This window comes from Actinomadura sp. K4S16 (assembly GCF_008327685.1).
Lineage (GTDB): Bacteria > Actinomycetota > Actinomycetes > Streptosporangiales > Streptosporangiaceae > Spirillospora.
This window is the reverse complement of record NZ_BDDE01000024.1, coordinates 67800-92359: the sequence shown is the minus strand read 5'-3', so window position 1 is coordinate 92359 and position 24560 is coordinate 67800. Positions and strand designations below refer to the sequence as shown.

General features: G+C 74.6%; 3 protein-coding genes. All 3 read left to right on the top strand.

Translation table 11 applies throughout. From position 1 onward, the window contains the following. Window positions 1–240 precede the first annotated feature (240 nt). Genes K4S16_RS46750 through K4S16_RS36330 form a run of 3 tightly spaced genes read left to right on the top strand, consistent with a single transcriptional unit; the run spans window position 241 to window position 24514 of the window. Window positions 241–12924, top strand: a complete 12684-nt coding sequence (locus tag K4S16_RS46750) for a non-ribosomal peptide synthetase (RefSeq protein ID WP_149263616.1) — start codon at window positions 241–243, stop codon at window positions 12922–12924. Next, window positions 12906–20612, top strand: coding sequence for a non-ribosomal peptide synthetase (locus K4S16_RS36335; protein ID WP_235037300.1), 7707 nt, complete (start codon window positions 12906–12908; stop codon window positions 20610–20612). The genes K4S16_RS46750 and K4S16_RS36335 overlap by 19 nt, the downstream gene beginning before the upstream one ends. Further along, window positions 20609–24514 (top strand): non-ribosomal peptide synthetase, encoded by a 3906-nt coding sequence (locus K4S16_RS36330; RefSeq protein ID WP_235037299.1) that lies wholly within the window; start codon window positions 20609–20611, stop codon window positions 24512–24514. Before K4S16_RS36335 ends, K4S16_RS36330 begins: the two co-directional genes overlap by 4 nt. Window positions 24515–24560: the final 46 nt, after the last annotated feature.

Sequence of the window (24560 nt, the reverse complement as noted above, 5' to 3'; positions counted from 1 at the left end):
CGCGGGCGGAAGACGGGCAAGGGCGCAAAGCGGCGGCGCTCCGTATTGGCCGGAACACAGGGCGTTGACTCCGGGATCGCGCGGGCGATCGCGTGCCCCGGAGGGAACTCGGGGTGAAAGGGGACGGGGAAACCCGATCAGTTCTGTGGTCATTCTCTTTGAATTTCTGCCCGCCGGCGCGTTGCCGGACCCGAAACCGGGCGTTAAGAAAGCCCCCTGCGACCGGGAAAGCACCGCTTGATGTCCACCGAGTACGTTCCTCTTTCGGCCGCTCAGCAGAGCGTCTGGTACGCGCAGCAGCTGGCGCCGCGGACGCCGATCCACATCGCGCAGTACATCGAGATCGAGGGCCCGGTCGACCCCGAGCTGTTCGACCGGGTGGCGCGCATCGCGGCCCACGAGTCGCCGGCGCTGAACGCCCGGCTGGACGAGCGGGACGGCGTCCCGCACCAGATCCTCGACCCGGACGCGACCGGTTCGATCCCGTTCGTGGACCTGTCCGGCGAGCCCGACCCGGACGCCGCCGCGCGGGCGTGGATGCGGGAGGCGATGGCGGCGCCGCTGCCGCTGGACGCCGAGCGGCTGTACGTCACGGCCCTGCTGCGGCTGGCCCCCGGCCTGCACCGCTGGTTCATCCGCGCGCACCACGCGATCCAGGACGCCTACAGCGGGTCGCTCATCAGCCGCCGCGCCGCCGAGATCTACACGGCGCTGGCGAACGGCGGCGAGTACGTCCCCGCGGAGCTCGGCGACTACCGCAGGGTCCTCGCCGAGGAGGAGGCCTACCGGGCGTCGGAGAAGTTCGAGCGGGACCGCGCCTACTGGACCGAGCGGTTCGCCGACCGGCCGGTCGCGGTGTCGCTGTCGGACGAGATGGCCGAGCCGACCGCCGACTACCTGAGCCTCGTCTCGGTCGTCCCGCCGGAGCGGACGGCCGAGCTGGCGGCCGGCGCGCGGCGGCTCCGCACCGCGACGCAGGGCCTGGCGATCGCGGCGACGGCCGCGTACGTGGCGCGGATGACGGGCACCGAGGACGTCGTCCTCGGCCTGGCCGTCACCGGCCGCACGACGCAGGTCGCGCTGGACACCCCGGCGATGCTGGCGACCATCCTGCCGCTGCGCGTCCAGGTCCGCCCCGACATGACGGTGGACGAGCTGGTCCGCGCGGCGACGCGGGCGAGCGCGCGGGCGCTGCGCCACCAGCACTACCGGCGCGAGGACCTGCTGCGCGACCTGAAGCTGCTGGGCGAGCGCCGCCGCCTCTACGGCCCGGTCATCAACATCATGGCGTTCGACTACCGGCTGGACTTCGCGGGCCTGCCGGCGCGGATGCACGCGATCACCACCGGCCCGATCGACGACCTGTCGATCAACATCTACGACAACTTCGACGGCGCCGGCATGCGCGTCGACTTCGAGGCGCACCCGGACCTGTACGCCGAGGACCAGGTGGCAACGCACCTGGACCGGTACATCCGGTTCCTGGGCGTGCTCGCCGACGTCGACCCGGCCACGCCGCTCCGCGAGGTCGAGCTGCTCGACGACGCGGAACGGGCCCGCGTGCTGGGGGAGTGGAACGACACGGCGGCGCCGGTCGAGCCGGCCGTCGTCCCCGAGCTGTTCGAGGCGCAGGCCGCCCGCACGCCGGACGCCCCGGCCGTCACCCGCGGCGGCACGACCCTCACCTACCGGGAGCTGGACGAGCGCGCCAACCGCCTCGCCCGCCACCTGATCGCCCGAGGTGTCGGCCCGGAGGACTTCGTCGCGCTGGCCCTGCCGCGCGACGAGGACCTGGTGGTCGCGGCGCTGGCCGTGCTGAAGGCGGGCGCCGCCTACCAGCCGATCGACCTGGCCTACCCGGCCGACCGCATCGCCTACATGCTGGAGGACGCCGCCCCGGCCTGCGTCATCACCACGTCCGGCGCCGACCTGCCCGGCACGACCCCGCGCGTCCTGCTGGACGCCCTCGACCTCGCGGGCCGCCCGGCGGCGAGCCCGTCCGACGCCGACCGCGTCCGGCCGCTCCGCCCGGGCAACGCGGCCTACGTCATCTACACCTCGGGCTCGACGGGACGTCCGAAGGGCGTCGTCGTCTCCCACGCCAGCGCCGTCGACCTGTGCGCCTGGGCGGGGAGGGACTTCGGCCCGGAGCGGCTCGCCCGCGTGCTGTTCTCCACGTCCCTCAACTTCGACGTGTCGGTCTTCGAGTGGCTGACCCCGCTCACGGTGGGCGGCCGCATCGAGGTCGTCCGCGACCTGCTGGAGGTCGCCGAGCGCGGCGGCTGGCAGGGGACGCTGATCAGCGGCGTCCCGTCCGCGATGTCCGCCCTGCTGGCCACCGGCGCCCTCGACCTCCGGGCCGGGGACGTGGTGCTCGCGGGGGAGGCGCTCCCGGCGCGGCTCGTCCAGGACCTGCGGGCCCTCCTGCCGGACGCGCGGATCTCCAACATCTACGGCCCCACCGAGGCGACCGTCTACGCGGCGGCCTGGTTCGACGACGGCAACGCCGCGGGCCACGCCCCGATCGGCGGCCCGATCGCCAACACCCGCGCCTACGTGCTGGACGCCTCGCTGCGGCCGGTGCCGGTGGGCGTGCCCGGTGAGCTGTACCTCGCGGGCGACGGGCTCGCGCGCGGCTACCTGCGCCGCCCCGAGCTGACCGCGGACCGGTTCGTCGCCTGCCCCTTCGGGGAGCCGGGCGGGCGCATGTACCGGACGGGCGACCTCGTCCGCTGGAACGCCGCCGGCCACATCGAGTACCTCGGCCGCCTCGACCACCAGGTGAAGGTGCGCGGGTTCCGGATCGAGCCGGGCGAGATCGAGACGGCGCTGTCCGCGCACCCGGCCGTGACGCAGAGCGTGGTCGTCGCGCGCCGCGACAACGCGGGCGACACCGTCCTCGTCGCCTACGTCGTGTCGGACGGGGCGGATCCCGCCGAGCTCCGGCGGTCCGCGGCCGCCGTGCTGCCCGAGTACATGGTCCCCTCGGCGGTCGTCGTCCTGGACGAGATGCCGCTGAACCCCAACGGCAAGCTCGACCGGGCCGCCCTGCCCGCGCCGGACCTCACCGCGCCGACGGGCGGCCGGGAGCCGCGCGACGCCCGCGAGGAGACGCTGTGCGCCGTGTTCGCCGAGGTCCTCGGCGTGGAGCGGGTGGGGATCGACGACAACTTCTTCGACCTCGGCGGCGACTCCCTCAAGGCGACCCGGGTGGTGTCGCGGGCGCGTGCCGCGCTGGACGCCGACCTGGGCGTCCGCGCGCTGTTCGAGGCGCCGACCGTCGCCGCGCTCGCCGCCCTGCTCAAGGAGGCCGACGGGGACGCGCGCCCCAGGCTCGTCCCGGCCGAGCGCCCCGCCCTCGTGCCCGTGTCGTACGCGCAGCGGCGCCTGTGGTTCATCCACGACCTCGAAGGCCCGAACGCGACCTACCACATCCCGATCCCGCTGCGGCTGACCGGCGAGCTGGACCTCGCCGCCGTCCGCGCCGCGATGCGCGACATGATGGCGAGACACGAGGCGCTCCGCACGGTGTTCGTGCAGGTCGAGGGCGAGCCTTACCAGCGCATCCTCACTCCGGACCAGATCGAGGTCGAACCGGAGTACACCGATGTCTCCCCCCTCCGGGGGGAGTGGGGGGTCGTCCCCCCACAGGGAGACGTATCCGAAGACGGGCTCCACGCCGCGGTGTTCGAGGCCGCGACGCGCGGGTTCGACCTGGCCGCCGAGCCGCCCGTCCGCGCGCACGTGTTCCGCGTCGCCGAGGACGACCACCTGCTGCTGCTGGTGATGCACCACATCGCCGGGGACGGCTGGTCGATGGAGCCGCTCGCCGCCGACCTCATCACCGCCTACGCCGCCCGCGCCGCCGGGGGCGAGCCGCGCTGGGAGCCGCTGCCGGTCCAGTACGCCGACTACGCCCTCTGGCAGCGGGACGTCCTCGGCGGCGAGGACGACCCGGGCAGCGTGATCAGCACGCAGCTCGCCTACTGGCGCGAGGCCCTTGCGGGACTGCCCGAGGAGCTGGCGCTGCCCGCCGACCGGCCGCGCCCGCCGCGCGCCACCTACCGGGGCGCCCAGCATCCGTTCACGCTGCCGCCCGCCCTGCACGAGGCTCTCGCCGCGCTCGGCCGCGACCACCGCGCCAGCCTGTTCATGGTGCTGCAGGCCGCGCTCGCCGGCCTGTTCACCCGGCTCGGCGCCGGGACGGACGTGCCGATCGGCTCGCCGGTCGCCGGGCGCGCCGACGAGGCCCTGAACGACCTGGTCGGCGTGTTCGTCAACACGCTCGTCCTGCGCACCGACACCTCCGGGGACCCGACGTTCGCCGAGCTGCTGGCCCGCGTCCGCGAGGCCGACCTCGCGGCGTTCGCCCACCAGGACGTCCCGTTCGAGCGGCTCGTCGAGGTGCTGAACCCGCAGCGGTCGATGGCGCGGCACCCGCTGTTCCAGGCGATGATCTCGATCCAGAACAACCCGTCCGCGCGGGTCGAGCTGCCCGGCCTGACGGTCGCGCTGGAGCCGGTCGACCCGGGCGTGTCCCGCTTCGACCTCGCGCTCCTGGTGGACGAGACGCGGGACGCGGCCGGCGCCCCGGCGGGGATCGACTGCCGGCTGGAGTACGCGCTCGACCTGTTCGACCCCGGGACCGCCGCCGCGATGGCGGCCCGGCTGGAGCGGCTGCTGGCGCAGGTCGCCGCCGACCCGTCCCTGCCGCTCAGCGCCGTCGACCTGCTGGACGACGCCGAGCGCGACACGCTCCTGCACCGCTGGAACGACACGGCCCTGCCGGTCGCCCCGGCCGTCGTCCCCGAGCTGGTCGAGGCGCAGGCGGCGCGGACGCCGGACGCCGCCGCCGTGGTCGCCGGCGGGACGCGGCTCACCTACGCCGAGCTGAACTCCCGCGCGAACCGCCTCGCCCGCCACCTCATCGGCCGCGGGGTCGGCGCGGAGGACTTCGTCGCCCTCGCGTTGCCGCGCGACGAGAACCTGGTCGTCGCGGCGCTGGCCGTGCTGAAGGCGGGCGCCGCCTACCAGCCGATCGACCTGGCCTACCCGGCCGACCGCGTCGCCTACATGCTGGAGGACGCCGCCCCGGCCTGCGTCATCACGACGCGGGACGCGGACCTGCCCGCGGGCGCCCCCCGCGTCGAACTCGACGCGCTCTCCCTGGACGGCCTGCGCGGCGACGACGTCACCGACGCCGAACGCGTCCGGCCGCTGCGCCCGGCGAACCCGGCGTACGTCATCTACACGTCCGGGTCGACCGGGCGCCCCAAGGGCGTCGTGATCTCCCACGCCAACGTCGTGGACTTCTGCGCCGAGTCGACGGCGAGCTACGGGCCCGCCCGGATGGCGCGCGTGCTGTTCTCCACGTCGCTGAACTTCGACGTGTCGGTGTTCGAGTGGCTGGTGCCGCTCACCGTCGGCGGCGAGATCGAGGTCGTGCGCGACCTGCTGGAGGTCGCCGAGCGCGGCGGCTGGCAGGGGACGCTGATCAGCGGCGTCCCGTCCGCGGTGTCGGCGCTGCTGGCGCGCGGCGGCCTGCGGCTGGAGGCCGGGGACGTGGCGCTCGGCGGCGAGGCGCTGCCGCCGCAGCTCGTCCGGGACGTCCGGGCGCTGCTGCCGGACGCGCGGATCTCCAACATCTACGGCCCCACCGAGGCGACGATCTTCGTCACCGGGTGGTACGACGACGGCAACACCGAGGGCCTCGCGCCGATCGGCCGCCCGATGGCCAACACCCGCGCCTACGTGCTGGACGACCGGCTCGGCCCGGTCCCGGTCGGCGTGCCCGGCGAGCTGTACCTCGCGGGCGACGGCCTCGCGCGCGGCTACCTGCGCCGCCCCGGCCTGACCGCGGACCGGTTCGTCGCGTGCCCGTTCGGCGGGCCGGGCGAGCGGATGTACCGCACGGGCGACCTCGTCCGCTGGAACCGCGCCGGCCACATCGAGTACCTCGGCCGCCTCGACCACCAGGTGAAGGTGCGCGGGTTCCGGATCGAGCCGGGCGAGATCGAGACGGCGCTGTCCGCGCACCCCGCGGTGACGCAGAGCGTCGTGGTCGCCCGCCGCGACGCGGTCGGCGACACCGTCCTCGCCGGGTACGTCGTCGGCTCCGCGGACCCGGCCGAGCTGCGCGCCTTCGTCGCCGGGACGCTGCCGGACTACATGGTGCCGTCGGCGATCGTCGTGCTGGAGGAGATGCCGCTCACCCCGAACGGCAAGCTCGACCGCGCCGCGCTCCCCGAGCCGGACTTCGCCGCGTCGCTCACCGCCCGCGGCCCCCGCGACGCCCGCGAGGAGATCCTCTGCGGGATCTTCGCCGACGTCCTCGGCCTCGACCGGGTCGGCGTCGACGACGGGTTCTTCGACCACGGCGGCGACTCCCTCAAGGCGACCCGCGTCGTCGCCCGCGCCCGCGCCGCGCTGCGGGTGGAACTGCCGGTCCGGGCGCTGTTCGAGGCCCCGACAGTCGCGGGCCTGGCCGAGTACATCGCCTCCGCCGGGGACGCGGAGCGGCCCGCGCTGCGGGCGGCCGAGCGCCCGGCGCCGCTGCCGGTGTCCTACGCGCAGGAGCGGCTCTGGTTCCTGAACCGGCTCGAAGGGCTCACCGCCACCTACAACATGCCGATCCCGCTGCGCCTCACCGGCGCGGTCGACCCCGGTGCGATGCGGGACGCCCTGCGCGACGTCGTCGCCCGCCACGAGCCGCTGCGCACGCTGTTCGCCGACGCCGACGGCGAGCCCCACCAGGTCGTCCTCGCGCCGGACGAGGCCGAGCCCTGCCTGACCGTCGGCGAGCCCGCCGACCTGCACGCCGCCCTCTTCGCGGACGCCACGCGCGGCTTCGACCTGGCGAACGAGCTGCCGGTGCGCGCCCACCTCTACCGGCTCGGCGCGGACGAGCACCTGCTGCTCATCGTCCTGCACCACATCGCCGGGGACGGCTGGTCGATGGCGCCGCTCGCCCGCGACGTGATCACCGCCTACCTGGCCCGGCGCGGCGGCGAGGCCCCCGAGTGGGAGCCGCTGCCCGTCCAGTACGCCGACTACGCGCTCTGGCAGCGCGAGCTGCTCGGCGACGAGCGCGACCCGGCGAGCCTCGCCGCGCGCCAGATCGCCTACTGGAAGGACGCCCTCGCCGGGCTGCCCGACCAGATCAGGCTGCCGCACGACCGCCCCCGCCCGGACCGCGCGTCCTACCGGGGCGGGCAGGTCGCCTTCGAGGTCCCGGCGGAGCTGGCGGACGGGCTGCGCGCCCTCGCCCGCGACCACCAGGTCAGCGTGTTCATGGTGCTGCAGGCCGCGCTCGCCGCGCTGCTCACGCGCCTCGGCGCCGGGACGGACGTGCCGATCGGCTCGCCCGTCGCGGGCCGCACCGACGAGGCCCTGGACGACCTCGTCGGCGTCTTCGTCAACACGCTGGTGCTGCGGACCGACACCTCCGGCGACCCGTCGCTCGCCGAGCTGCTCGCCCGCGTCCGGGAGACCGACCTCGCCGCCTACGCCCACCAGGACGTCCCGTTCGAGCGGCTCGTGGAGGTGCTCAACCCGGCGCGGTCGTTGGCGCGGCACCCGCTGTTCCAGGTCATGCTGACCCTGCAGAACAACCCGGAGGCGTCGGTCGAGCTGCCGGGCCTGACCGTCGCCGTCGAGCCGGTGGACGCCGGGGTCGCCAAGTTCGACCTGGAGTTCCTGCTGGAGGACGCCCGCGACGGCGCGGGCGGGTACGCCGGGACCCTCGAATACGCCCTCGACCTGTTCGACCGCGAGACCGCCGAGCGGCTCGCCGGCTGGTACCGGCGGACCCTGGAGGCGGCCGTCGGCTCCGCCGGCGCCGTCACCGTCGGCGCCCTCGACCTTCCCGGCGCCCCGCGGGACCTCCCGGCGGCGCCGCGAGCGGCGGAGGGGCCGGTCGAGAAGCGCCTCGTCGCCTACGTCGTCGCCGCGCCCGGCGAGAACCTCGACCCCGAGGAGCTGCGCGCCCACATCCGCGAGAGCCTGCCGGAGTCGATGGTGCCCGCCGCCGTCGTCGTCCTGGACGAGATGCCGCTCACTCCGAACGGCAAGGTCGACACGAAGGCGCTCCCGAAGCCGGACCTGGCGATCGCCCCGGCGACCGCCTACCGCGCCCCGTCCGGGGAGGCGGAGGAGGCCGTCGCCGCCGTCTTCGCCGACCTGCTCGGCGTGGACCGGGTCGGCGCCGACGACGACTTCTTCGCGCTCGGCGGCAACTCGCTCATCGCGATGCGGGTCGTGAGCCGGGTCCGCCGCGCCCTCGACGCCGAGCTGCCCGTCCGGGCGCTGTTCGAGGCGCCGACCGTCGCGCGCCTCGCCGCGCTGCTCGGCGACGGCGGCGCGCCCGTCCGCCCGGCGCTGGAGCCGCGCGAGCGCCCGGCCGTGCTCCCGCCGTCCTACGCGCAGCAGCGGCACTGGTTCCTCAACCGCTTCGAGGGGCCGTCGGCCACCTACAACATGCCGACCGCGCTGCGCATCCGCGGCCCGCTGGACGTCGACGCGCTCCGCGCCGCCGTCGGCGACCTCGTCGAGCGGCACGAGTCGCTCCGCACGGTCCTGCCGGACAGCGGGGGAGTGCCGCGCCAGCTCATCCTGGACGCCGCCGCGGCCCGGCCCGAGCTGGAGGTCACCGAGACCACCGAGGCGGAGCTGCCGACGCGGCTCGCCATGGCCGCCGGCTACGCCTTCGACATCTCCGCCGAGCCGCCGCTGCGCACCCACCTGTTCCGGGTCGGGCCGCAGGAGCACGTCGCGCTGCTGCTCATGCACCACGTCGGCGGCGACGGCTGGTCGATGGCGCCGCTGGCCCGCGACTTCATCACCGCCTACGCGGCACGGGCCGGGGGCGCCGCCCCCGACTGGGCGCCGCTGCCCGTCCAGTACGCGGACTACACGTTGTGGCAGCGGGAGCTGTTCGGTTCGGAGGACGATCCGGAGAGTCTGATCTCCCGGCAGATCGCGTACTGGCGTGAGGCGCTGGCGGGGCTGCCGGAGGAGCTGCCGCTGCCCGCCGACCGGCCGCGCCCGGCGCAGGCGTCCTACCGGGGCGGGACGGCCCGGTTCCGCCTCGGCTCCGGCGTCCGCGCCGGCCTGCAGAAGATCGCCCAGGAGACCGGCGCCAGCCCGTTCATGGTCGCCCAGGCCGCGTTCGCGGCGCTGCTGACGCGGCTGGGCGCGGGGACGGACGTGCCGATCGGTTCGCCGATCGCGGGGCGGACCGACGAGGCGCTGGACGATCTGGTCGGCATGTTCGTGAACATGCTCGTCTTCCGCACCGACACCTCGGGCGATCCGTCGTTCCGCGAGCTGGTCGGGCGGGTGAAGGAGACCGACCTCGCCGCCTACGCCCACCAGGACGTCCCCTTCGAGCGGCTCGTGGAGGTGCTCAACCCGCCCCGCCACCTGGCGCGCCACCCGCTGTTCCAGGTCGGGCTGACGTTCCAGAACAACCCGGAGGCCCGGCTGGAGATGCCGGGGTTCAGCGCCGAGCTGGAGCCGCTCACCGCCGGGGTCTCCCGGTTCGACCTGCTGATGATCCTCACCGAGCGGGCGGACGGCCTCGACGGCGAGCTGGAGTACGCGCTCGACCTCTACGACCCGTCCACCGCGCGCGGCCTCGTCGAGCGGTTCGAGCGGTACCTCGCGGCGCTGCTCGCCGACCCCGACGCCCCCATCGGCGCCGCCGACGTCCTCGCGCCGGAGGAGCGTTCGCTCCTCCTCGGCGAGTGGGCGGGCGGCTCCGCGCACTCCGCGGAGTGGACCACGATCCCGGCGCTGTTCGAGGCGCAGGCGGCGGCGCGTCCGGGTGCCGCGGCGGTGTCGTTCGAGGGTGTGTCGTGGACGTATGGCGAGGTGAACGCGCGGGCGAACCGTCTGGCTCGGCGGTTGGTCGAGCGGGGTGTGGGGCCTGAGCAGTTCGTGGCTTTGGCTCTGCCGCGTTCGGCGGAGCTGGTGGTGGCGATTCTCGGGGTGTTGAAGGCGGGCGCGGCCTACGTTCCGATCGACCCGGACTACCCCGAAGACCGGATCGCGTACATGGTCGAGGACGCGCGCCCTGTCCTGACCCTGCGTCCGGTGGATCTGGCCGATCTGGACGCGGCCGGGTACGACGACACGAACCTCGGTGTCTCCATCGACCCCGACCATCCGGCGTATGTGATCTACACGTCGGGTTCGACGGGGCGTCCGAAGGGTGTGGTGATTCCGCATCAGAACGTGGTGCGGTTGCTGCGTTCGACCGAGGAGTGGTTCGACTTCGGTCCGGAGGACGTGTGGACGCTGTTCCACTCCTATGCCTTCGACTTCTCGGTCTGGGAGCTGTGGGGTTCGCTGCTGTACGGGGGCAGGCTCGTCGTCGTCCCCTACCTGACCTCGCGTTCGCCCGACGACTTCCTCGCCCTCCTGGAGCGGGAGCGGGTGACCGTCCTCAACCAGACCCCGTCGGCCTTCTACCAGTTGATGGCGGCCGACCGGCAGAACCCGGGCGCCGACCTGGCGCTGCGCTACGTCGTCTTCGGAGGTGAGGCGCTCGACCTCGGCCGCCTGGAGGACTGGTACTCCCGGCACGACGAGAGCGCCCCCGTCCTGGTCAACATGTACGGGATCACCGAGACCACGGTCCACGTCTCGTACGTGGCGCTGGACCGGGCCTACGCGGAGGCCGCACCGGGCAGCGTCATCGGCGTGGGCATCCCCGACCTGCGCGTCTACGTGCTGGACGACCGTCTCCAGCCGGTCGCGCCCGGCGTCATCGGCGAGCTGTACGTCGCGGGGCCCGGGCTGGCGCGCGGCTACCTGAACCGTCCCGGCCTGTCGGCCGAGCGGTTCGTCGCCGACCCGCACGGCGAGCCCGGCACCCGCATGTACCGGACGGGCGACGTGGGCCGTTGGCTGGCCGGGGGCCGTCTGGAGTACCTCGGCCGCAGCGACCAGCAGGTGCAGCTGCGCGGCTTCCGGATCGAACTCGGCGAGATCGAGTCGGCGCTGGTGCGGCACGGCGAGGTCTCCGACGCCGCGGTGATCGTCCGGGACGACCGCCTCGTCGCCTACGTGGCCGGCAGCGGAGTCGACACCGCCGAGCTGCGCCGGTTCGTCGGCCGGGAGCTGCCGGACTACATGGTCCCGGCCGTGGTCGTGGAGCTGGACGCGCTGCCGCTGACCTCGAACGGCAAGCTGGACCGCAAGGCGCTGCCCGCGCCCGACTTCTCGGCCAAGGTGTCCTCCCGCGCGCCCCGGACGCCAGAGGAGGAGACGCTGGCGCGGCTGTTCGCCGAAGTCCTCGGCCTGGAGCGGGTCGGGATCGACGACGGGTTCTTCGACCTGGGCGGCGACTCCATCATCGCCATCCAGCTCGTCTCCCGAGCCCGCCAGTCCGGCCTGGTCATCACCCCCCGCGAGGTCTTCCAGCACCAGACCGTCGAAGAACTCGCCGCCACCGCCAGACCGGTCGGCGAAGGCGAAGAGGTCGAGACCGAGGCGCCGGGCGCCGGGGTCGGGCCCGTCCCGATCACCCCGATCATCGCGTGGCTGCGCGACCGGGTGGACGGCGACGCGTCGCTGATCAGCGGCTTCCACCAGGCGATGCTGCTGCGCACCCCGCCCGAGCTCGGCGCGGAGCGGCTGACCGCCGCGCTCCGGACCCTCATCGACCACCACGACGTGCTGCGCCTCCGCCTGGACGTGGACGGCGGCCGCTGGCAGCCGGTCGTCCGCCCGCAGGGCGCGGTCGACGCGACCGACCTCGTCACCCGCGTCGACATCGCGGGCCTGGACGGCGACAAGGCCCAGGCCGTCATCACCGAGCAGGCCGCCGCCGCCCGCGACCGCCTCGACCCGGCCGCCGGGACCGTCGCGCAGCTCGTCTGGTTCGACGCGGGCTGCGAGCAGGGGCGCCTCCTCGTCGTCCTCCACCACCTGGTCGTGGACGGCGTGACCTGGCGGATCCTGCTCCCCGACCTCGTCACGGCCTGGGCCGGGGGAGAGCTCCAGCCGGTCGGGACGTCCTTCCGCCGCTGGGCGCAGAAGCTCACCGCCGCCGAGCGGGGCGAGCAGGACCTGGAGGAGTGGCTCGACATCGTCGACGGCCCGCCGCAGAAGCTCGCGGACCGCCCGCTCGACCCGCGCGCCGACATCGCGGCCCGCGCCCGCTCGCTCACCCTCGACCTGCCCGCCGACGTCACCGGGCCGCTGCTCACCGACGTGCCCGCCGCGTTCCACGGGCGCGCCAACGACGTGCTGCTCACCGGCCTCGCCGTCGCCGTCGCCCAGTGGCGCCGGCGCCGCGGCGGGCGCGGCACCGGCGTGCTGGTCGACCTGGAGGGCCACGGCCGCGAGGACTCCGTGCCCGGCGTGGACGTCTCGCGCACGGCCGGCTGGTTCACCTCGATCCACCCCGTCCGGCTGGACGCGGGCGGCGCGGCCGGCGGCGCGGCCGTCAAGAAGGTGAAGGAGCAGCTGCGCGCCGTCCCGGACGTCCTCGGCTACGGGCTGCTGCGCCACGTGGACGGCGACGAGGAGCTGGCCGGCCTCCCGCCCGCGCAGATCGCGTTCAACTACCTCGGCCGGGTCGCTGCCGGGGACGAGGGCGGCGACTGGACGCTCGCGCCGGAGGGCCTGCCCGCCGGGGAGGACCCCCGCATGCCGATGGCGCACGCCCTGGAGATCAACGCCCTCACCCGGGACCTGCCCGCGGGCCCGGTGCTGTCGGCGACCTGGACGTGGCCCGGCGGGCTGCTCGACCCCGCCGACGTCCGGGAGCTCGCCGAGGGCTGGTTCGCGGCGCTGCGCGGCCTCGCCGCGGAGGTCGCCGCCGGCGCGGCGGGCGGGTTCACCCCGTCCGACCTGCTGGTGGACCTGGACCAGGGCGAGATCGACAAGTTGCAGACCGCGTGGAGGCAGAAGAAGTGAACCGGGGCGACCTCGAGGACATCCTGCCGCTGTCGCCGCTGCAGCAGGGCTTCTTCTTCCACGCCCTCTTCGACGCCGCCGACGGCGACGTCTACACGGCCCAGTTCGTGCTGGACCTGGAGGGGCCCCTCGACACCGCCGCGCTGCGGACCGCCGCCGAGACGCTGCTGCGCCGCCACCCCAACCTGCGCGCCGCGTTCTGGCACGAGGACCTGTCGCGGCCCGTGCAGGTCGTGCCGCGCACCGTCGAGCTGCCGTGGGAGGAGGTCACCGCCACCGGCGCCGAGGCCGACGCCGTCGTGCTGCGCGAGCGGGCGCGCGGCTTCGACATGACCGCGCCGCCGCTGCTGCGGTTCGTCCTCGTCCGGACGGGCCCGGAGCGGCACCGCCTGGTCTTCACCAACCACCACATCCTGCTGGACGGCTGGTCCACGCCGATCCTGGCGACCGAGCTGTTCCTGCTGTACATGCAGGGCGGCCACGACGCGGGCATGCCGCGCGTCACCCCGTACAAGAACTACCTGGCCTGGCTCTCCCAGCAGGACCGCGCCGCCGCCGAGGACGCCTGGCGCCGCGCCCTGGACGGCGTCGGGGAGCCCAGCCTCGTCGCCCCCGCGGCCGCCGCCCGCGCCCCCGAACCCCCCGAGCGCACCATCACCGGGCTGGACGAGCGCACCACCCGCCGCCTCACCCGCGCCGCCCGCCGGCACGGCGTCACGCTGAGCACCGTCCTGCAGGGCGCCTGGGGCCTCGTCCTCGGCCGGTTCCTCGGCAGGGACGACGTGGTGTTCGGCGCGACCGTGTCCGGCCGTCCCCCCGAGCTGCCGGGCATCGAGCAGATGATCGGGCTGTTCATCAACACGCTGCCCGTCCGCGTCCGGTACCGGCTGGACGAGCCCCTCGGCGCGCTGATGGAGCGGCTCCAGGACGAGCAGACCGAGCTCCTCGCCCACCACCACCTCGGCCTCACCGACATCCAGCGGGCGGCGGGCCACGGCGGCGCGCTGTTCGACACGATGACGGTGCTGGAGAACTACCCGTTCGACCCGTCCTCGATGGACGGCTCCCTCAACGGCGTCCGCATCACCGGGGTCGACTCCTACGACGCCACCCACTTCCCCCTGTCGTTCGTCGCCGTCCCCGGCGAGACTCTCTCGCTCCGCCTGCACTACCGGCCCGACGTGTTCGAGCCGCCCGCCGTCGAAGCGCTGCTCGCCCGGGTCCGCCGCTTCCTGGAGGCGTTCGCCGCGGACGCCGACCAGGCGATCGGCGCGGTCGACCTCGCGGACGACGCGGAGCGGGCGGCCCTGGCGGCCTGGAACGACACGGCCGCCGACGTCCCGTCCGGCACCCTCCCGGCGCTGTTCGAGGCCCAGGCCGCGCGAACCCCGGACGACACCGCCCTCGTCTGCGGCGGCGACCGGCTGACCTACGCCGACCTGAACGCCCGCGCCAACCGCCTCGCCCACGAGCTGATCGCGCGGGGGATCGGATCCGAGGACCGCGTCGCCCTCGTCCTGCCGCGCACCCCGGAGATCGTCGTCGCGATCCTCGGCGTGCTGAAGGCCGGCGCCGCGTACGTCCCGATCGACCCCGAGTACCCGGCCGACCGCATCGCGTCCACGCTGGAGGACTGCCGCCCGGCACTGGTCATCACCGCCGACGGCCTCCCCGCCGCGGCCGGACGGCCCTCCCACGACCCCTCCGACGCGGAGCGGGTCCGGAGCCTGCGGCCGGACAACGCCGCCTACGTCATCTACACCTCCGGATCGACGGGGCGCCCGAAGGGCGTGACCGTCCCGCACGTGGGCGTGCTGAACTACTTCGAGGCGCACCGGGGCGCGTTCTTCGACCCGGCGATCGAGGCCGCCGGGGGCCGCCGGATGCGGTTCGCCCACCTGGCGTCGTTCTCGTTCGACACGTCCTGGATGGGCCTGCTCTGGATGATGTACGGCCACGAGCTGCACCTCATCGACGACGAGACCCGCCGCGACGTCGAGGCCTACACCGCCTACGTGGCGCGTGCGCGGATCGACCTGGTGAACACCACCCCGTCGCACTTCACCTCGCTCCGCGAGGCCGGACTGCTGGACGCCGACGGCAGGCACATGCCCTCTCAGCTCCTCCTGGGCGGCGAGGCGGTCAGCGAGAGCCTGTGGGCGGAGCTGCGCGCGGTCCCCGGCCTCACCGCGCGCAACTTCTACGGGCCCACCGAGTCGACGATCGACACCATGAACGCCGTCGTGGCGCGCAGCGAGCGCCCGACCGTCGGCTCCCCCTACCGGGGCACCCGCGCCTACGTGCTGGACCGCGCGCTCCAGCCCGTCCCGGCCGGCGTCCCCGGTGAGCTGTACCTCGCGGGCGTCCAGCTCGCGCGCGGGTACCACGACCGGCCCGGCCTGACCGCCGAGCGGTTCGTCGCGGACCCGTTCGGCGCGCCCGGCGAGCGCATGTACCGCACCGGCGACCTCGCCCGGTGGCGGCCGGACGGGACGGTCGAGTACCTCGGCCGCGCCGACGACCAGGTCAAGATCCGCGGCTTCCGGGTGGAGCCCGGCGAGATCGAGAACGTGCTCGGCGGATGCCCGGGCGTCGCGCGCGCCGCCGTCGTCGTCCGCGAGGACCGGCCCGGCGACCGCCGCCTCGCCGCCTACCTCGTCGGTCCGGATGCCGACGCCGCCGCCGTCCGGCGGTACGCCGCCGAGCGGCTGCCGGACTACATGGTCCCCTCCCTCACCGTCCTCGACGCGCTGCCGCTCACCGTGAACGGCAAGCTCGACCGGGCCGCGCTGCCCGCGCCCGACACCGGCGCCGACACCGGCCGCGCCCCGCGCTCGCCGCAGGAGGAGATCCTCTGCGGGCTGTTCGCCGAGGTCCTCGGCGTGCCGAGGGTCGGCGTGGACGACGGCTTCTTCGACCTCGGCGGCGACTCGCTCACCGCGACCCGCCTGGTCAGCAGGATCCGGTCCGCGCTCGGCGCCGAGCTGCCCGTCCGGGCGCTGTTCGAGGCGCCGACCGCCGCGGGCCTCGCCGAACGGCTCGCCGAGGCCGGCGGGGACGTCCGCCCGCCGCTGGTGCCGGCCGAGCGCCCGGACGTCGTCCCGCTGTCGTACGCGCAGCAGCGGCTCTGGTTCCTCAACCGGTTCGAGGGCGCGCCCGCGACGTTCAACATGCCGATCGCGCTGCGCCTGGAAGGCGCCCTCGACCTGGCCGCGCTGCGCGCCGCGCTGGCCGACGTCGCGGCGCGCCACGAGCCGCTCCGCACGATCTTCCCGGACCGGTCCGGGACCGCGCGGCAGCTCGTCCTCGACCCGGCCGACGCCCGCCCCCGCCTCGACGTCGCGGAGGTGGACGAGAGCGCGCTGCCGGCGGCGCTGGCCGCGACGGTCGGGCAGGGCTTCGACCTGTCGGTGGAGCCGCCGCTGCGGGCCCGCCTGTTCGCGCTCGGCGACGGCGCGCACGTCCTCATGCTCGTCCTGCACCACATCGCGGCGGACGGCTGGTCGATGGCGCCGCTGGCCCGCGACGTGATCCTCGCCTACGCGGCCCGCGCGGAGGGCCGCGAGCCGCAGTGGGCGCCGCTGCCCGTCCAGTACGCGGACTACACGTTGTGGCAGCGGGAGCTGTTCGGTTCGGAGGACGATCCGGAGAGTCTGATCTCCCGGCAGATCGCGTACTGGCGTGAGGCGCTGGCAGGACTGCCGGAGGAATTGCCGCTGCCCGCCGACCGGCCGCGCCCGGCGCAGGCGTCCTACCGGGGCGGGACGCACGCGTTCGAACTGGACGCCGGACTCCACGCCGAGCTCCTCGCCCTCGCCCGGCAGAGCGGCGCGAGCCTCTTCATGGTCATGCAGGCCGCGTTCGCGGCGCTGCTGACGCGGCTGGGCGCGGGGACGGACGTGCCGATCGGCTCGCCGATCGCGGGGCGGACCGACGAGGCGCTGGACGATCTGGTCGGCATGTTCGTGAACATGCTCGTCCTGCGCACCGACACCTCGGGCGATCCGTCGTTCCGGGAGCTGGTCGGGCGGGTGAAGGAGACCGACCTCGCCGCCTACGCCCACCAGGACCTGCCGTTCGAGCGGCTCGTGGAGGTGCTCAACCCGGCACGGTCGATGGCGCGGCACCCGCTGTTCCAGGTCGTCCTGTCATTCCAGAACAACCCCGAGGCGCGGCTCGAACTGGACGGCCTGACCGGCGGCGCCGAGCCCCTCGCGGCGGGCGCCGCGAAGTACGACCTGTCGCTCTACCTGGAGGAGCGGCACGGCGACGACGGCGCCCCCGGCGGCATCGAGGCCGGGCTCGAATACGCCCTCGACCTCTTCGACCCCGCCACCGCCCAGGCCGTCGCCCGCCGGTTCGAGCGCCTCGTCCGCGAACTCGTCGCCGATCCCGACGCGCCCATCACCACCGCCGAGATCCTCGACCGCGGCGAGCGGCGCACCCTGCTGCGCCGCTGGGCGGGCGGCAAGGGCGGCGACGTCCCGCGCACGACCATCCCGGCGCTGTTCGAGGCGCAGGCTGCGGCGCGTCCGGGTGCCGTGGCGGTGTCGTTCGAGGGTGTGTCGTGGACGTTTGGCGAGGTGAACGCGCGGGCGAATCGTCTGGCTCGGCGTCTGGTCGAGCGGGGTGTGGGTCCTGAGCAGTTCGTGGCTTTGGCTCTGCCGCGTTCGGCGGAGCTGGTGGTGGCGATTCTCGGGGTGTTGAAGGCGGGCGCGGCGTATGTGCCGATCGACCCGGACTACCCCGAAGACCGGATCGCGTACATGGTCGAGGACGCCCGCCCTGTCCTGACCCTGCGCCCGGAGGATCTCGAAGGCCTGGACGACCCCGGCCTTCCGGGCACGGACCTCGGCGTCGCGATCTCACCGGACCACCCCGCCTACGTCATCTACACGTCGGGTTCGACGGGGCGTCCGAAGGGTGTGGTGATTCCGCATCAGAACGTGGTGCGGTTGCTGGGTTCGACCGAGGAGTGGTTCGACTTCGGGCCGGGCGATGTGTGGACGCTGTTCCACTCCTATGCCTTCGACTTCTCGGTGTGGGAGCTGTGGGGTTCGCTGCTGTACGGGGGCAGGCTCGTCGTCGTCCCCTACCTGACGTCCCGCTCTCCGGACGACTTCCTCGCCCTGCTCGCCGCCGAGAAGGTCACCGTCCTCAACCAGACCCCGTCGGCCTTCTACCAGTTGATGGCGGCCGACCGGCAGAACCCGGGCGCGGACCTGGCGCTGCGCTACGTCGTCTTCGGCGGTGAGGCGCTCGACCTCGGGCGCCTGGAGGACTGGTACTCCCGCCACGACGAGAACGCCCCCGTCCTCGTCAACATGTACGGGATCACCGAGACGACCGTGCACGTCTCGTACCTCGCCCTCGACCGGGTCCAGGCGGCCACGGCGCCGGGGAGCACCATCGGCGCCGGCATCCCCGACCTGCGTGTCTACGTCCTCGACGGCCGGCTCCAGCCCGTCCCGCCCGGCGTGCCGGGCGAGCTGTACGTCGCGGGTCCCGGGCTGGCGCGCGGCTACCTGAACCGCCCTGCCCTGTCGGCCGAGCGGTTCGTGGCCGACCCGCACGGCGAGCCCGGCACCCGCATGTACCGCACGGGCGACCTCGGCCGCTGGCGCGCGGACGGGACCCTCGAATACCTTGGCCGCGGCGACCAGCAGGTGCAGCTGCGCGGCTTCCGGATCGAGCCGGGCGAGATCCAGGCCGTCCTGACCCGGCACGAGGACGTCCGCGACGCCGCGGTGATCGTCCGGGACGACCGCCTCATCGCCTACGTCGTCGCGTCCGGCACCGACTCCGCCGAGCTGCGCCGCTTCGCCGCGAAGGCCCTGCCCGACCACATGGTCCCGGCCGCCGTGGTGGAGCTGGACGCGCTGCCGCTGACCTCGAACGGCAAGCTGGACCGCAAGGCGCTGCCCGCGCCCGACTTCTCGGCCAAGGTGTCCTCGCGCGCGCCCCGGACGCCGGAGGAGGAGACGCTCGCTCGCCTGTTCGCCGAGGTCCTCGGCCTGGAACGGGTCGGGATCGACGACGGGTTCTTCGATTTGGGCGGCGACTCCATCATCGCCATCCAGCTCGTCTCCCGAGCCCGCCAGTCCGGCCTGGTCATCACCCCCCGCGAGGTCTTCCAGCACCAGACCGTCGAAGAACTCGCCGCCACCGCCAGACTCGTCGGCGAAGGCGAAGAAGTCGAGACCGAGGCGCCGGGGGCGGGCATCGGCCGCGTCCCGCCCACCCCGATCATGCGCTGGTTCCAGGAGCTGCACGGCCCCGTCGACGGCTACAGCCAGCGGATGCTGCTCCAGGTCCCGCCGGACCTCGGCACGGAGCGGCTGACCGCCGCGCTCCAGACCCTCCTCGACCACCACGACATGCTCCGGCTCCGCGTGACCGGCGCCGAGTTCGAGGTGACCGAGCCGGGCACCGTCGACGCCGCGCCCCTCGTCCGCCGCGTGGACGTCTCCGGCCTCGGCCCCGACGACCTGCGCGCCGTCCTCGCCGCCGAGGCCGAGGCCGCCCGCCTCGGCCTCGACCCGGCCGCCGGGACGATGGCGCGGCTCGTCTGGTTCGACGCGGGCCCCGCCGCGTCCGGGCGCCTCCTGCTCACCCTCCACCACCTGGTCGTGGACGGCGTCTCCTGGCGGATCCTCCTGCCCGACCTGGTCACGGCCTGGGCCGGGGGCGATCTCGACCCCGTCCCGACCTCGTTCCGCCGCTGGGCGCAGCGCCTCGCCGCCGAGGCGTCCGACCCCGCCCGGACCGCGGAGCTGCCGCTCTGGGACGACATCCTCGCCACCTCCGACCCCGCGCTCGGCTCCCGCCCGCTGGACCCGGCGACCGACACGTTCGCGACGGCGGGCCACCTCACCCTCGACCTGCCCGCCGACGTGACCGAGCCGCTGCTCACCGAGGTCCCGGCCGCGTTCCACGGCCGGGTCAACGACGTGCTGCTCACCGGACTCGCCATCGCCGTCGCCGAATGGCGGGGCGAGCGCGGCGCCCGCGACGAGACGGCCGTCCTCGTCGACCTCGAAGGGCACGGGCGCGAGGAGATCGTCCCGGGCGTCGACCTGTCCCGCACCGCCGGATGGTTCACCTCGATCCACCCGGTGCGGCTCGACCCGGGGCGGCTGTCGCCCGCCGACGTCCGCGAGGGCGGCCAGGCGGTCGGCACCGCCCTCAAGCGGGTCAAGGAGCAGCTGCGCGAGATCCCGGACAACGGCATCGGGTATGGCCTGCTCCGCTACCTCAACCCCGTCGTCCGCGCCGGCGGCCACCCCCAGATCGCGTTCAACTACCTCGGCCGCTCCGCCGCGCCCGAGGCCACCGACTGGGGGCCCGCGGTCCAGGCGGACAGCGACGCCCTCGGCGCCGGGCAGGACGGCGCGCTCGGCCTCGTCCACGCCATCGAGGTCAACGCGCACACCCGCGACCTGCCGGGCGGTCCCGAGCTTTCCGCGACCTGGACGTGGGCGGGCGGCCTGTTCGACGCCGCCGCCGTCGAGGACCTCGCCGAGCGCTGGTTCGCGGCCCTGCGCGGCCTCGTCGCGCACGTCGTGGACGGCGCCGCGGACGGGCCCGTGGGCGGGTTCACCCCGTCCGACCTGTCCCTGGTGGACGTCAGCCAGGAGGAGATCGACGAGCTCGCCGCCGAGCTCGACGGCGAATGGGAGCTGGATTGAGCAAGTCGCAGCTTGAGGACATCCTCCCGCTGTCCCCGCTACAGCAGGGCCTGTTCTTCCACGCCCTCTACGACTCGGGCCGCGACGTCTACACCGCGCAGATCGTGTTCGACCTGCGCGGCCCGCTCGACACCGGCGCCCTCCGCGCCGCCGCCGCGACCCTCCTGCGCCGGCACGCCAACCTGCGCGCCGGGTTCCGGCAGCGCAAGGAGGGCTCGCCCGTCCAGGTCGTGCACCGCGCGGTCAGGCTCCCGTGGCGGGACGAGGACCTGTCCGCCCTGCCCGAGGCCGAGCGCGAGGCCAGGGCGCGGGAGCTGGCCGACGCCGAACGCGCCCGGCCGTTCGACATGGCGAAGCCGCCGCTGCTGCGCTTCCTGCTCATCAGGCTGGCGGACGGCCTGCACCGCATGGTTTTCACCAACCACCACATCCTGCTGGACGGCTGGTCCACGCCCGTCCTTCAGACCGAGCTGTTCGCGCTCTACCTCGCCAAGGGCGACGACACAGGCATGCCGCGCGTCGCCCCCTACAAGAACTACCTGGCCTGGCTCGCCGCGCAGGACCGCACCGCCGCCGAGGACGCCTGGCGCCGCTCCCTCGACGGCGTCCACGAGCCCACCCTCGTCGCCCCGGGCGCGCCCGAGGGCGGCGCCGACACCCCCGGACGCGTCCGGACCCGCCTCACCGAGGACCTCACCTCCGCGCTCGGTGCGCGCGCCCGCGCCCAGGGCGTCACCCTCAACACCGTCCTGCAACTGGCGTGGGGCACGCTGCTCGGCAGCCTCACCGGCTCGGCCGACGTGGTGTTCGGCGCCGCGGTCTCCGGCCGCCCCCCGGAGCTGCCCGGCGTCGAGCAGATGATCGGCCTGTTCATCAACACACTGCCGATCCGCGTCAGCGTCCGCCCCGCCGACACGGTCGCCGAGGCCCTGACCCGGCTCCAGGACGAGCAGGCCGCGCTGATGCCGCACCACCACCTCGGCCTGTCCGACATCCAGCGCCTCACCGGCGCCGGGACGCTGTTCGACACCATGACCGTCCTGGAGAACTACCCGTTCGACCCGGACGCCGCCGGCACCGACCTCGGCGGCCTCACCCTCCACGACGTCGACGGCTACGACGCCTCCCACTACCCGCTGACCTTCGCCGCCGTCCCCGGCCGCGGCCTGTCGCTGCGCATCGACCACCGCACCGACCTGTTCACCGGGGACGACGCCGCCCGGCTGATGCGCCGCCTCGTCCGCGTCCTGGAGGCCGTCGCCTACCGCCCCGACCTGCCGCTCGGCCGCATCGCGGTCCTGGACGACGAGGAGCGCGCCCGCGTCCTGGGGACCTGGCAGGGTCCGGTGACCGCCCGCCGCCCGCAGACCCTCACCGCCCGCTTCTCCGAGCAGCGGGACAGGACCCCGGACGCCGTCGCCGTCCGGGCCGCGGGGGAGTCGCTGACCTACGCCGGACTCGACGCCCGCGCGAACCGGCTCGCGCACCGGCTCATCGGCCTCGGGGTCCGCCGGGACACTCCCGTCGCGGTGCTCCTCGAACGGTCCGCCGACATCCCCGTGGTGTCGCTGGCGATCCTCAAGGCGGGCGGGGCGTACGCGCCGATCCACCACGGCTACCCGCCCGAGCGGATGGCGTGGGCGGTCGCGGAGGTCGCCGCGCCCGTCCTCGTCGTCAACGCGCCGATGCGCGACCGCGTCGCCGGCCTCGACACCTCCGCGCGGATCCTCGACGTGGACGACGACCCCGACCTCGCCGCCCAGCCCGCGACCGACCCGGCCCTCCCCTGCCACCCCGAGCAGCTCGCCTGCGTGCTGTTCACCTCCGGCTCCACGGGCGTGCCGAAGGGCGTCATGCTGCGGCACCGCGACGCCGTCGACCTCGCCACCGACGGACGGCTCAGGGGCGGGGCGCACGACCGGGTCCTCGTCCACTCCCCGCACGCCTTCGACGCCTCACTCTACGAGCTGTGGACGCCGCTGCTGCACGGCGGCACGGCCGTCGTCGCGCCGCCCGGCCACCTGAACGGGGAGGCCCTCGAAGAGATCATCGCCGCCGAGGACCTGACCGGCCTGTTCCTCACCACGACGCTGTTCAACCTCGTCGCCGACGAGCGGCCGCGGGCGTTCGCGCGGCTCCGCGAGGTCCTCACCGGCGGGGAGGCCGGCGCCCCCGCCGCGATCCGCAAGGTCCTCGCGGCCTGCCCGGACACCGAGGTCGGCAACGTGTACGGGCCCACCGAGGCCACCACCTACACCACCATCGCCGGGCAGCGGGCCCCGCTCGCCGACCCCTCCGAGACGTCGGCCGTGCTGGGCCGCCCCATCGACGACATGCGCGTGTACGTGCTGGACCAGGCGCTGCGGCCCGTCCCGCCCGGCGCCGCCGGCGAGGCCTACATCGCGGGCGCCGGGCTCGGCCGCGGCTACCTGCGGCGGCCCGCGCTCACCGCCGAGCGGTACGTCGCCGACCCGTTCGGCGCGCCCGGCGACCGCATGTACCGCACGGGCGACCTCGTCCGGTGGCGGCCGGACGGCACCCTCGAATACCTCGACCGCGCCGACTTCCAGGTCAAGGTCCGCGGGTTCCGGATCGAGCTCGGCGAGATCGAGGCCGCCGTGGCCGCGCACCCCGCGGTCGCGAACGTCGCCGTCGTCGCGCGCGAGGACGTCCCCGGCACCCGGACGCTCGTCGCCTACGTCATCGCGCCGGACCTCCCCGCGGTCGGCCACGGCCTCCGCGAGTTCGTCAGGGAGCGGCTGCCCGAGTACATGGTGCCCGCCGCGTTCGTCCTGCTCGACACGTTCCCGGTCGGGCCGAACGGCAAGCTCGACCGGCGCGCCCTCCCCGCCCCCGACTACGGCGAGGCCGCCGCGGGCCGCGACCCCCGCACCCCCGACGAGGAGCGCCTCTGCGGGATCGTCGCGGACGTCCTCGGCCTCGACCGCGTCGGCGCCGACGTCAGCTTCTTCGACCTCGGCGGCGACAGCATCGCCGCGCTGAAGCTCGCCACCCGGGCCCGGCAGGCCGGCGTCGAGCTCACCCCCCGCGACGTGTTCACCCACCAGACCGTCGAGGCGATGACCAGGGTCGGCGACCCCGAGGACCGGCTCGGCTTCGAGGTGCTGCTGCCCATCCGGACGTCGGGCACCCGGCCGCCGCTGTTCTTCGTCCACCCCGCCGGCGGGCTGGCCTGGGGCTACCTGCAGTTCCAGCGGCACCTCGGCCCGGACCAGCCGATCTACGGGCTCCAGGCCCGCGCGTTCACTCGGTCCGCGCTGCCGGAGTCCGTCGCGGAGATGGCCGACGACTACCTCGCCCAGATCCGGACCGTCCAGCCGACCGGCCCCTACCACCTCGCGGGCTGGTCGCTCGGCGGGCTCGTCGCCTACGAGACGGCCCTGCGGCTCCAGGCCGCGGGGGAGCGGGTCGCCCTGCTCGCCCTCATCGACGCCTACCACGGCCAGGACCTCGAGTCGGAGCGCCGCGAGGTCCTCCCCGAGCTGCTGGAGGCGATCGGCGTCGACGCCTGCATGGTCGCCGAGGACGGCAACCCCGACATGGCGCAGATCATGGCGGTGCTCGCCGAACGCGACGACGCGCTCGCCACCCTCGGCGAGGACGACCTCGTCAACGTCTACCGCAACTACGAGAACGGGCTCCGCCAGGCCGAGGAGTACGAGCCCGGGCGGTACCGGGGCGACATCGTCTTCTTCACCGCGCTCCGCGGCCGCACCGAGGACTCGCCGACCGGCCGCTCCAACTGGGGGCCGCTCGTCGAGGGCGAGATCGAGGACTACCCCCTCGACGTCGACCACCACCTGCTCATGGAGCCGGGCCCGGCCGCCGAGATGGGCGCCGTCCTGGCCGCCAAGCTCGACAAACTGCACAGCAGCCACTGAGACCGCACAGATCACTGAGACCGCATGGCCACGGAAAGGGAAAGAC